The 12,274-nt window shown below is 64.7% G+C and carries 9 protein-coding genes; 3 read left to right on the top strand and 6 right to left on the bottom strand.

The annotated features are described in order from the left end of the window. Positions 1-3: 3 nt before the first annotated feature. The 5 genes from RTQ46_RS00045 to RTQ46_RS00025 all read right to left on the bottom strand — a co-directional run bounded on the left by RTQ46_RS00045 (position 4) and on the right by RTQ46_RS00025 (position 4,567). On the bottom strand, positions 4-1,446 hold the full coding sequence (locus RTQ46_RS00045; protein WP_312433824.1) for a type II and III secretion system protein family protein: 1,443 nt from the start codon (positions 1,444-1,446) through the stop codon (positions 4-6). A 29-nt stretch (positions 1,447-1,475) separates the two neighbouring features. Next, positions 1,476-2,336, bottom strand: coding sequence for a Flp pilus assembly protein CpaB (gene cpaB / locus RTQ46_RS00040; protein WP_312433823.1), 861 nt, complete (start codon positions 2,334-2,336; stop codon positions 1,476-1,478). Further along, positions 2,333-3,700 carry an ATP-binding protein gene (locus RTQ46_RS00035; RefSeq protein ID WP_312433821.1) on the bottom strand — a complete coding sequence of 456 codons (1,368 nt, stop codon included), beginning with the start codon at positions 3,698-3,700 and terminating at the stop codon, positions 2,333-2,335. Before RTQ46_RS00035 ends, cpaB begins: the two co-directional genes overlap by 4 nt. 95 nt (positions 3,701-3,795) lie before the next feature. Next, on the bottom strand, positions 3,796-4,329 hold the full coding sequence (locus RTQ46_RS00030; protein WP_312433820.1) for an A24 family peptidase: 534 nt from the start codon (positions 4,327-4,329) through the stop codon (positions 3,796-3,798). A gap of 55 nt (positions 4,330-4,384) precedes the next feature. Further along, a complete protein-coding gene (locus RTQ46_RS00025; RefSeq protein WP_312433819.1) occupies positions 4,385-4,567 on the bottom strand; it encodes a Flp family type IVb pilin in 183 nt (60 codons plus the stop codon). Positions 4,568-5,026: 459 nt separating this feature from the next. On the opposite strand from RTQ46_RS00025, the gene RTQ46_RS00020 reads away from it, so the two are divergent. Beyond that, positions 5,027-6,073, top strand: a complete 1,047-nt coding sequence (locus RTQ46_RS00020) for a GGDEF domain-containing protein (protein ID WP_312433817.1) — start codon at positions 5,027-5,029, stop codon at positions 6,071-6,073. A gap of 25 nt (positions 6,074-6,098) precedes the next feature. Here the strand turns inward: RTQ46_RS00020 and RTQ46_RS00015 are convergent, their stop codons facing one another. After that, on the bottom strand, positions 6,099-7,325 hold the full coding sequence (locus tag RTQ46_RS00015; RefSeq protein WP_312433816.1) for an HD-GYP domain-containing protein: 1,227 nt from the start codon (positions 7,323-7,325) through the stop codon (positions 6,099-6,101). 148 nt (positions 7,326-7,473) lie between these two features. Here RTQ46_RS00015 and RTQ46_RS00010 point away from each other — a divergent pair, with 148 nt between their 5' ends. Together RTQ46_RS00010 and RTQ46_RS00005 are read left to right on the top strand one after the other, a co-directional pair. Next, the gene (locus tag RTQ46_RS00010) at positions 7,474-8,415 is read left to right on the top strand and encodes a LysR substrate-binding domain-containing protein (protein WP_312433815.1); all 942 of its coding nucleotides are present in this window, start codon (positions 7,474-7,476) and stop codon (positions 8,413-8,415) included. A 162-nt stretch (positions 8,416-8,577) separates the two neighbouring features. Beyond that, the gene (locus RTQ46_RS00005) at positions 8,578-12,165 is read left to right on the top strand and encodes an indolepyruvate ferredoxin oxidoreductase family protein (protein ID WP_312433814.1); all 3,588 of its coding nucleotides are present in this window, start codon (positions 8,578-8,580) and stop codon (positions 12,163-12,165) included. The last annotated feature ends 109 nt before the right edge of the window (positions 12,166-12,274 follow it).

The raw sequence follows: 12,274 nt of genomic DNA, 5'->3' as shown, positions 1-12,274 counted from the left end.
GGTTTATTGCAACTCGAATCCGCCCGCCACCGGCGTGGCTGGCGTGGGCGAGACATTCGGCTGGCCCGGCGGCGGCGTGCCTTCCATCCTGCCCTTCAACATCAGATCCAGCCGCGAAGGCGGCGCCAGCTGCGCCGTCGGCAAGGCCGCACCGGGCGGCAGCGGCTTGACCAGGTGGGCGGTAATGACGAACAGCAGCTCGCTGCGGTCGTGCTGGAAATCCGTGCTGCGAAACAGCGCGCCCAGGATCGGCAATTCGCTGAGCCATGGCAGGCCGGTGATATTGCTGACCTGGTTATTCTTGATCAGGCCGCCAATCGCATAGCTCTGGCCGTCGTACAGCTGCACCGTGGTCGAGGCGCGCCGCGTGGTAATCACCGGCAGGATCGAGCGCCCGCTGACGCCGGCAGTGGTGAGGCCGACGCCCTCGCGCGACAGCTCCGACACTTCCGGCGCCACTTTCAGGTTGATGCGCCCGCCCGACAGCACGGTGGGCGTGAAGCGCAGGCCGACACCGTACTCGCGCTCTTCCAGCGTGACCTTGTTGTTGTCCTGGCCGACGGGAATGAAAATCTTGCCGCCAGCCAGAAAACTGCCCTCCTGTCCGCTGATCGCCATCACGGTCGGCTCGGCCAGGATGCGCACCAGCCCGTCCTGTTTCTGCGCCTCGATGGTCAGCTGCTGGCCGTTCGACTTGCGCAGGTCGAGCAGGCCATTGGCCGCGCCGGTCAGGAAATTCGACAGCAAGGTGGTGCCCCAGCTGCCCGAGGCAAAGCGCAAGGTGGCGCCCACTTCGAGCCGTTCCAGCAGCGACTTCGACACTTCGGCGATCTGCACCGCCAGCATCACCTGCTGCGGCGCGCTGACGTTGAGCAGATTGATAATGCGTCCCGAGCCGCCGCTTGCGCCGGCAGCCGCCGCCGGCGCCGGTGCCGTGCCGCCATCGGCCGGCCTGGGCAGCGCCAGCGGCGTGGTGGCGCGCCGCACATGGGCCTGCGCCAGCTCCACCGCGCGCAGCACGGCGCCGGCGTCCTGCACCGTGCCCGACAGCACCAGGCTGTCGGCGGCGGCCGTGACGCGGATGGCCGGTTCGTCCGGCATCAGCTCGGCCAGGGTCGCCTGCAGGCCGGCGGGGTCCATGCTGACGGTGACATTGACCACGCTGCACACGCCGCTTTTGCCCTGGATAATCATGTTGGTGCTGCCAACATCGACGCCCACCACGTACAGCGTGTCGGGCGCCACCAGCATCGCTTGCGCCACGGCCGGATTGCCGACGCTGCGCTGCTGCACCGCTTCGGGCAGGCGCAGCATGCTGGACTTGCCCACTTCGAGCTGCAGATGGCCGGGCGTGGCGGCCTCGCCGCCGCAGCGCGGGCCGTCCGCCGCCACCACGGGCAGGGGCAGCAGCAGGAGGAGACACAGGGTCAGCAGGGCGCGGTTCATGTCGGCATGTCCATGGTTGGGGGCGGGCGTCAGAAGCATTCACGCGAGGTGCGCGTGCCGTCGATCAGGCCGCTGCAATGACGTGGCGGCGGGGCCACCGCCGCCACGCGGCGCGGCGCGGCCGGCTTGACGGCGGCGGCCGGCGCCGGCGCAGGCGGCGCTGCCGATGGGGCCGGCTCCGGCGCGCCCAGCAAGGTCAGCTTGGTGGCGCCATCGGTGACGCCCGGCTGCGGATCGACCTGGTTGCGCAGCACCAGCGACAGGCTGCCCACGCTGCGCGCCAGGTCCAGGTTTTCCGCCTGCGCCGGCGTCACTTCCAGCGTCACGGCATTGACCACGCGCGGCTTGGTTTCGTCGCGTCCCACTTCCTGCGCCACCGCCAGCACCAGGATGCGTTCTAGCACGATCTTGGAAATACTGCGGCTTTGCGGATACATGCGGTCGCCCGCATCCTGCTGGGTACTGACAATGATGTCGACATAATTGCCGGGCAAGGCAAAGCCGGCCACGCCGATCACGTCATTGACGCGCACGGTGATGGCGCGCCGCCCTTCCGTGATCAGCGCCGACAGGCCGCCCAGGGTGCCGGCCGGCGCCAGCTTCGCTTCGCTCAGGGGTTCGCCGCGCAGCACGCTGGTTTTCAGCACGCGGCCGGACAGTTTCAACGGATCCCGCAGCGCGCCTTCCGGCAGGCTTTCGGCCGGCCACTCGGCCAGGCGCAGCATGTCGGGACTGAGGCGCTGCCCCAGGCTGACGTCGGCGGCGGCCACCACCACCTTGCCCTTGCCGGCGGGATTCTGGCGCAGCAGCCAGTGCGACGCCAGCAGCACCGCCACCAGTCCCAGCACGATGGCCAGCGCCATCATCGTCAGTGCGCGGCGGTTTTTCATGCGATGCGCTCGTCGAGAAAGGCGGCCGTTGCATCGCAGCTGGCAAACAGGCTGCTCCAGGCCTGCTCCAGCGTGGCCACCGTCAGCTGCGCGTCGCTGCCGGCAAAGCCGGCAAAGTCGGCGATCCGGTCCAGCAATTCGCGCGGCGTGCTGGCCAGCAGCGGCCGGCCGCTGGCGCCATGCAGCTGGCGCAGCAGATGATTGAGCACCAGCTCGTCAAAGGCGATGCCGGTGGCGCGGCATTGCTGGCGGAACAGCAGCCGGTACGCGCTCTCGCCCAGGGGACCCACCTGCACCTTGTAGCCGATCCGGCGCAGCAGGGCGGCGTCGAGCAGGGAGGACGGCGGCAGGTTGGTGGCCAGCAGCAGCGCATGGTCGAGCGGCATGCCGATGCTGGCGCCGCCGCGCAGGCCCAGCTGGTCGACGCCCAGCGCCAGCGGCTGCATCAGCCGCGTCAGCAGCTGCGGCGCCGGCATGCGCTGGCAGCCGAGATCATCGATGATCAGCATGCCATTGTTGGCGCGCACATGGGGCGGCGCCTGGTAGCAGCCGCCGCCCTCGTCATGGCGCAGCTCGAACGCGGCGGCATCGAGTTCGCTGCCGACCCGGATCACGGGGCGCTGGCACAGCACCCAGCGGATATCGGTGCTGCGCCGCTCCAGCGCCTGGCGCGCGTGGCCGCCATGCTGCGCCGGCGGCAGGTGCACGGCCGGGTCATGCAAGGTGATGATGTCGTGGCCGACCAGCACCGCATACGGCACCGCCACCAGGCCGTGCAGCAGTTTGCCCAGCTGCAGCGCCAGCGAGGATTTGCCGCTGCCCGGCGGCCCGTACAGCAGCAGCGAGCGTCCCGAATGCAGGGCCGCCCCCACGGTGTCGAGCATGCCCGGCCCGGCATGGGCGCCACCCAGCACCGCCGCCAGGTCGTCGCTGGCCACGCGCTGCTCCTGCGCCCGCCACGACTGGCGCGCCACCATGCTGCGGTAGGCTTCCAGCGTGACGGGAGCGGCTCCGAGGTAGGCGCAGCGTTCGAGAAACACGGCGGCGCGCTGCTTGCCGGCGCCGGTCAACTGGTACTGCACATCGATCTCGGACTCGCCGCGCCACGCCACTTCGGCCAGCTGTTCGCCTACCATGAAATCGAGCACTTCGCGCAGCACATTGATCGACAGGCGCAAGCGCGTGGTCAGCACGGACAGGTGGGTCTTGCCGCCAACCAGGACCGCCTTGGCGATCAGCTCGACCACCAGCTGGCGTTCGAGGCCCGTCTCGCGCAGGCTCCTGGGCTGTGGCGGCAACGGCGGCATCAGCGCCAGGTCGGCGGGACGGCTCGTCTCGGCAGTGAAATAATCGACCTCGCTCATGCGTTTTCTCCCACCTTGGTCAGGATTGCCAACAACAGGATTTCATTCTAGCCAGCGACGTTGTGCATCCCTTGATTCAAAGCAATGAATGCGTTTCAGAAATAATTGCTTCCTTGCACCAGCAGCGTGCCCAGCGCGATGGCCAGCCCGTACGGCATGTTGCCGACGCTGGCTCGTCCGTGCAGCGGCGTCGATGCCGGCGGCAAGCCGGCCGTGCGCGCCATCAAGGGCCACAGCAGCTGGCGCAGGTTGCGCAGGCAGGTGCGCCAGTTGCCCTGCCAGCTGACGATCAGCACCGCCATCAGCCCGCCCAGCACAAAGGTGGCAAAACAGATTTGCAAGGTCGGCCAGGGGGCGGCAAAGGCGCCCACCATGGCGATCAATTTGACATCGCCGGCGGCCATGCCGCGCAGCAGGTACAGCGGCAAAAACAGAAAGAAACCGGTGGCCATGCCGCCGGCGCAGTCCAGCAGTGTCGACGGTGCACCGAGGGTGCCATGCAGCGCCAGCGCGGCGAGCAGGCCGGCCAGCACCAGCCGGTTGGGTATCTTGCGGCGCATCAGATCGCTGACGGCGGCGGCCGTCACGAATACCAGCAGCAGCAGGTCAGACAGCACGCGAACGGACATTGGGCAGCTCCCGATGAAAAACCCGCCGCCGGTTGCCCGGCGGCGGGCACCTGTTTTAAGACGTCAACACCAGATTGGTCGAAATGTCGGTGAGGACAGCCAGCAGGTTAGTCTTGATCAGCAAGAAACCGGCCGTGATGGCAGTGGCCATCAGGGCCGCGATCAGGCCGTATTCGATTGCCGTAATGCCATCCTCATCCTTGACAAACTGCTGTACTGCCGACAGGAAGGTTTTCATGACAGGCTCCCAAAAGTGAAACACAAGTCCCTGGCGCAATCGCGTGTGAAACATTGCCCTTTCCTGCTAATATGTTTCTTGCTGTAAACTTCTGCGCCATTGCAATAACTATAAAATGCTGGCAATTTGCTGAATTGACGCGCCACAAGTTTCCACATGGCAATTATCAAGCTGGGCTGGAATGGTGCGGGAGCACGGGGGAATGGACCGAGGCGGCTGCAGCGACAGTTTTTGCAGAGTGGTGCAGGAATCTCATGTTTTTACATGAAATATTGCATACGTAATTGCCTATCAGGCAAAAAAACATTATCCTGCTTAGCTCTTCTTTGGAAAGGCCGCTCGCCGCTGGTCAGTGCCACCAAATAACCCTTGGCTTCTTGTAGACGGACGCGAACATGCTTTTGCCTGACGCAATGCTGGTATGAAGAATCTTGTGTGACCACTTTCCAGAGAAAGACGATGGATTCCCTACTGAAACACATGGTGGACATGACCGGCTACCGCGATCACACGATGCTCGACATCTCGGTGATCTCGGCGGTCCAGGAACTGGCTTGCGCAACGCAGACCCGCATGCTGGCGCTGACCACCGTACGCGGCCAGATTTTCGTACGGGCGCGGGCCATCATCGTGGCGGGCGGCAAGGCGCGCATGGAAGAACACCAGGACCCGTCGCTGCACGGTGATCCGCTGTCCGACTTTCCGGCCCTGGCCGCCTGCATCGCGCGCCATGAAACGAGCTGCGATGCGCTGAGCGCGGACGGACGCCATCTACTGTGGCTGCCCATCTGGATCGGCGACCAGATCACCACCTGCCTGGAAATCACCGATCCCACGCCGTACACCGGCGCCACCATCCAGGTGATCGGCGGCGTGGTCAGCGTCTACCGCAATTTCCAGAACCTGCTCGACTACAGCGAACGCGATTCGCTGACCGGCCTGCTGAACCGCAAGACCTTCGACGACCAGCTGGCCAAGATCCTGCAAACGCGCGGCGACGCCGACCCGGAAGCGGCGCGTCCGGCCGAGGAAGAGCGCCGCCACCAGAGCAACGCCGAGCGGCAATGGCTGGCGGTGGTCGATGTCGACCATTTCAAGCTGGTCAACGACAAGTTCGGCCACCTGTACGGCGATGAAGTGCTGATCCTGATCGCCAATCTGCTGCAATCGTCGTTCCGCTCGCAAGACCGCATCTTCCGCTTCGGCGGCGAGGAGTTTGTCGTGCTGCTGCGCTCGATCACCCTGGACAACGCGCAGAAAATCATCGACCGCTTCCGCATCAACGTGGAAAGCCACGAGTTCCCGCAAGTGGGACGCGTCACCGTCAGCGTCGGCTTCGTCAGCATCAGCGCGTACGAAGCGCCGGTGATCATCCTGGGCCGTGCCGACCAGGCGCTGTACTACGCGAAAAGCCACGGCCGCAACCTGGCCTGCCATTACGACGAGCTGGTGGAAAAGGGCATGCTCACCGCCGTCGCATCCAATGACACGGCCGAATTCTTCTAGAAGTTCGCTAGCAAGACAAAACCTTTCAGTTTTCCGCCAGCGATAAAAACCGCATCGGATCGACCTGCCATTTGGCGGCCGATTCGTGGCCGACGATCTTGTCGCCGCCGCCGAAACCCAGGCCGCGCGACAGGTCGACGGTTTCCGGCTTGATGTAGGCATTGCTCCTGGTGCTGAAGAAAACATTGACCTTGGGCGCCAGCAGATTGCTCTCGTGCGCCTCGATCACCACCGCCAGCCGGCCCGACTCCAGCTTGACCATGGTGCCTACCGGATAGATACCCACGCAGCGCATGAAGTCCTGCGCGAAGACGGGATTGAAGTGATATTTGCTCCATTCGTAGATCTTGCGCAGCGCCTCGGCCGCCGCGATGGCCTTGTGATAGCAGCGCTCGGATGTGAGCGCGTCGTACACGTCGACGATCGCCGCCATCTGCGCCAGTTCACTGATGGCGTCGCCAGCCAGGCCGTCCGGATAGCCGCTGCCGTCGCGCCGTTCATGGTGGTGCAGGGTGATATCGAGCGGTATCGGCCCCAGCTCGGGCGTGCGCAGCAGGATCTCGTGGCCATCGCGCGGATGGCGCTTGACCAGTGCGAACTCTTGCGGACTCAGCGGGCCCGGCTTGTTGAGGATAAGGTCCGGCACCAGCGCCTTGCCCGTATCGTGCAGCAGGCCGCCCAGCCCCGCCTGGTGCGTAGTGGCGGCGTCCAGCCCGCGCGCGCGGCAGAACGCCACCATCAGCGCGCACACGCTGACCGAATGCAAAAAGGTGTAGTCATCCTTGGTCTTGATGCGCAGCAGCCCCATCAAGGCGCCCGGATTGCGCAGGATCGATTCGGTAATGTCCTGCACCATGGGCTGGACCCGGTCGATGTCCACCGCGTTGCCCAGGCGTACATCGGCCATCACCGTGCGCACCATGCCTGCCGCCTGCTTGCGCAATTGCGTCGCGCGCGCCAGCTCCATGCCCAGCGACACGCGCGTGACCACCTGCGGCGCCGTGGCCAGCTGGATCAGTTCGCGTTCGGTGGCTTCCGCCGCCTGCGCCACCGTCGGCGCATCCTGTACATCGAGACCCTTGGTATTGTCGATCACCACGTCGTGGATGCCGGCGGCGATGATCTTGCGGATCTCCTCGTCGCTGCGCAACAGGAAACGGTTGCGCACGAACGGATGCGTCATCCAGTCGCAGCTGAGATCATGGATATACATACCCACTTTTAATTGCGAGGAATCGACTTTTTTGAACATGGTTGCATCCCACAGTACGTCGGCACACGCGCTGGAACAGGCCAGAAGCGCTAGAATGAGTATAGCAAAATTGCAAGGCCCGGGGATGTCCGCGGCAGAGCATGGTTTTTGCGCCACAGGCGCCCGTTTCCCTCACAGATTGCAGACCATGGAATTGCGTCAACTTCGCTACTTTGTTGCCATTGTCGACCACGGTTCGCTGTCGCGCGCCGCCCTGACGCTGCACGTGGCGCAGCCGGCCCTGACGCAGCAGCTGCGCCAGCTGGAGGAGGAACTGGGCGTGCAGCTGTTGCACCGTTCGGCGCAGGGCGTGCTGAGCACCGACGCCGGCAAGATCTTTTACGAGCACGCCCAGGCCATCCTGAAACAGGTGGCGGACGCCCGTTCAGCCGTCACGCAAAGCGCCACGCGCCCGTCCGGCAATGTCACGCTGGGCCTGCCGCACAGCATTTCCGGCGCGCTGGCGCTGCCGCTGCTGCTGGCCGCGCGCGAACAGTATCCCGAGATCACGCTGCAGCTGACCGAGGAAATCACCGGCAACCTGACCGAACAGCTCAAATCGGGCCGCATCAACCTGGCCGTGCTGTTCGATGACGGCCAGCTCACGCCCTTTGCCAGCAGCGCGCTGGTGGAGGAAGAGATGCGTTTCATCTGCAGCAGCGACGCGCCGTTCGCGCCAGAGGGCCGTGCGCTGTCGTTCGAACAGGCGCTGGCCACCACCCTGATACTGCCCGGTGCGCAACATGGCGTGCGCCCCCGTATCGACAGCCGCGCACGCGCGGCCGGCCTGGCCGCGCACAAGGTGATCGAAATCAATTCGATCGCCATTTTGAAGTCGGCGATCCTGGCCGGCATGGGCGCCACCATCCTGCCGGCCGCTCCCATGCTGGCCGAACTGGACAGCGGCGCCATGCGCAGCTACGCGATCCACAGCCCGGCGCTGACGCGCACGGTCGCCCTGTGCGCCTCGAAGAATATCCCGCTCACCAATGCCGGCGCGGCCGTGAAACAGCTGGTGCGGCAGGTGGCGGCGCAGCTGTGCGACAGCGGCCACTGGCAAGGCGCACAGATGATCGCGCCGGCGGCATAAGCCAAACTTATACCCCCATCGGCAAAGCGTATTTGCTCCCTCCCCCACCGCGCCCTACACTGCAGCAGCCGCCCACTGGCGGCAATCCCGTCTGCCCAGCGCGCGCCTTACCGGGCGCTGCCGTTCCCAGACGTCATCTGAAACACCCTTTTGGAGACAGCCATGTCCGTGACCACGGAAAACGGCTCCGCAGCGTTCGTCAGAAACGCCGGTGCCGCGCCATCTACACCGCTTGAACCTTCCCGTTTGACCACCGTCAGCCTCGACGACAAATACACGGCCACCTCGGGCGCGATCTTTTTGTCCGGCATCCAGGCCCTGGTGCGCCTGCCGATGATGCAGCGCCTGCGCGACCAGGCCGCCGGCCTGAACACGGCCGGCTTCATTTCCGGCTACCGCGGCTCGCCCCTGGGCGGCCTCGATGAAAACCTGTGGAAAGCCAAAGCACAGCTCGAAGCGCACCATGTGCAGTTCGTGCCCGGCGTGAATGAAGACCTGGCCGCCACCGCCGTCTGGGGTTCGCAGCAGGTCGACCTGATCGGCCCGGCCAAATATGACGGCGTATTCGCCATGTGGTACGGCAAGGGACCGGGCGTGGACCGCTGCGGCGATGTCTTCAAGCATATGAACCACGCGGGCACGTCCCTGCATGGCGGCGTGCTGCTGGTGGCCGGCGACGACCATGGCGCGTATTCCTCGACCCTGCCGCACCAGTCCGACCATCTGTTCTCGGCCTCGATGATCCCGCTGCTGTATCCATGCAATGTGCAGGAATACCTGGACCTGGGCATCCACGGCTGGGCCATGTCGCGCTTTTCCGGCTGCACCGTGGCTTTCAAGGCGCTGGCCGACACGGTGGAGTCTTCGGCCTCGGTCGACGCCGATCCGTTCCGCGTGGACGTGAAAATCCCGCACGATTTCGTCATGCCCGAAGGCGGCCTGAACGCACGGCTGTCGAGCATCCCGCTGGGCCAGCAGGCGCGCAACCAGGAAGCGCTGATGCAGGACTACAAGATCTATGCGGCGCTGGCGTATGCGCGCGAGAACAAGCTCAACCACACCACCATCGACAGCCCGAACGCCCGGCTCGGCATTATCGCCTCCGGCAAGTCCTACCTCGATGTACTGGAAGCGCTGGAAGAACTCGGTATCGACGAAACCATGGCGGCCGAGGTCGGCCTGCGCCTGTTCAAGGTCGCCATGCCGTGGCCGCTGGAGCCGGACAGCGTGCGCGAATTCGCCCAGGGCCTCGATGAAATCCTGGTAGTCGAAGAAAAACGCCAGATCGTCGAATACCAGCTGAAAGAGCAGTTGTACAACTGGCGCGACGATGTCCGTCCGCGCGTGATCGGCAAGTTCGACGAAAAGGGCGAATGGGTGGCGCCGCGCGGCGAATGGCTGCTGACCTCCAAGGCCGATTTTTCAGTCTCGCAAGTGGCAAGAGTGATTGCCAGCCGCATTGCGCGCCTGATCGTCGACCCCGTCACCTGCGACCTGATCAAGGCACGCCTGAGTTTTCTCGACGCCAAGGATGCGGTGCTGAAAAAGGCCGTCAATACGCCGTTCCGCCCGGCGTTTTACTGCTCCGGCTGCCCGCACAATACTTCGACCAAGGTGCCGGAAGGCAGCCTGGCGCTGGCTGGCATCGGCTGCCATGTGATGGCGACGTCCATCTATCCGGAAATGAACAAGCTGACCACCCACATGGGCGGCGAAGGCGCGCCGTGGATCGGCCAGGCCGCGTTCTCCACCCTGCCGCATGTGTTCCAGAACCTGGGCGACGGCACCTATTTCCACTCGGGCTACCTGGCGATCCGCGCGGCGCAGGCGGCCAGGGTCAACATCACCTACAAGATCCTGTACAACGACGCGGTGGCGATGACGGGCGGCCAGCCGGTCGACGGCCTGATCACCGTGCCGATGATGGCGCAGCAGGTGGCGGCCGAAGGCGTGGCGCGCATCGCGCTGGTGACCGAGGACCTGTCGCGCTATGCGGACCGCTCGAATTTGCCGGCGCACCTGACCTTGCACGACCGCAAGGACATGGATGCGGTGCAGCGCGAACTGCGCGAGATTCCCGGCGTGTCCGTGCTGATCTATGACCAGACCTGCGCCGCCGAAAAGCGCCGCCGCCGCAAAAAAGGCGAATATCCCGACATTGCCAAGCGCATGGTCATCAACGACGCCGTCTGCGAAGGCTGCGGCGACTGCGGCGTGCAGTCGAACTGCGTGTCGATCCTGCCGAAGGAAACGGAGTTCGGCCGCAAGCGCACCATCGACCAGTCGTCGTGCAACAAGGATTATTCGTGCGCCAAGGGTTTTTGCCCCAGCTTCGTGACGGTCGAAGGCGGCAGCCTGAAAAAGACCAAAACCGGGACCAGCAAGGAAGACGATTTCGGCCCCTTGCCGGAACCCGTGCTGCCGGCCTGCGACGCACCGTACAACATCCTGATCAACGGCATCGGCGGCACCGGCGTGATCACCGTCGGCGCGCTGATGGGCATGGCGGCCCACCTCGAAGGCAAGGGCGCTTCCGTGCTGGACATGACGGGCATGTCGCAAAAGAACGGCTCCGTTACCTCGCACGTGAAGATTGCCGCCACGCCCGCGCAGATCCGCGCGCAGCGCATCGCCACCGGCGAAGCCGATTTGATCCTGGGCTGCGACATGCTGACGGCCGGCGCGCAGGATGCCGTGTCGAAAATGCGTCCGGGCCGCAGCCTGGCCGTGGTCAACCTGCACGAGCAGCCACCGGGTACCTTCGCGCAGAATGCCGACTGGCAATATCCTGCAGCGCAAGTGCGCCAGCTGATCGAGGAATCGGTGGGCGGCGCCGAGGCGGCCGATTTCATCGACGCAACAAAGTTGGCCACCGCGCTGATGGGCGACTCGATCGCGGCCAACCTGTTCATGCTCGGTTACGCCTGGCAAAAAGGCCGCATTCCGTTGACGCAGGCGGCGCTGCTGCGCGCGATCGAACTCAATGGTGTCGGCATCGAAGCGAACAAGAAAAGTTTCCTGTGGGGCCGGCGTGCCGCCGTCGACGTGCGCAAGGTCACCCAGATCGCCACGCCGTCGCAGGCGATCGTGATGCAGCTGCCGCAAAGCCTGGACAGCGTGCTGAAAAAACGCGTGGAGTTCCTGACCGCCTACCAGGACGCCGCCTATGCGCAGGGCTACCTGACCCTGGTCAACCAGGTGCGCGACCGCGAAAACGTGCTGGGACTGGGCCAGAAGCTGTCGATGGCGGTGGCCAGGTCTTACTTCAAGCTGCTGGCCTACAAGGACGAATACGAAGTGGCACGCCTGTACACGGATGGCCGTTTCGTGGAGCAGCTGCAGCAGCAGTTTGAAGGCAACTTCTCCGTCAAATTCAACCTGGCGCCGCCGCTGTTCGCCAAAAAAGATGCGCAGGGCCATCTGGTCAAAGCCGAGTTCGGCTCCTGGATGTGGCGCGCGTTCCAGCTGCTGGCCAGGGCCAAGGGGCTGCGCGGCGGTGCCTTCGACGTGTTCGGCTATACCGCCGAGCGCAAGATGGAACGCGCGCTGATCGTCGAGTACCGCGAACTGCTGGCCAACCTGCTGGTCAACCTGTCGGCCGACAACTACGCCGGCAGCGTCGAACTGGCCAGCCTGCCCGAAAAGATCCGCGGCTTCGGCCACGTCAAGGAGCAGGCTGTCGCCACCTATCGCCAGGACAAGGCGCGCTTGCTGGCCTTGCTGGCAGATGGCAGCCGGCACGCGGCGTAAAGTCGTGGAGAAAATGTGAAATCAAAACGCAATGCTCCGGCATTGCGTTTTTTTATGGCTATGTCACTGTCATGTGTGGAAAAAAACCGAGAGTGGCTTTGAGCAAGCT

The organism is Janthinobacterium sp. (assembly GCF_031995485.1).
Lineage (GTDB): Bacteria > Pseudomonadota > Gammaproteobacteria > Burkholderiales > Burkholderiaceae_D > Janthinobacterium.
This window is presented reverse-complemented; position numbering and strand designations above follow the sequence as displayed.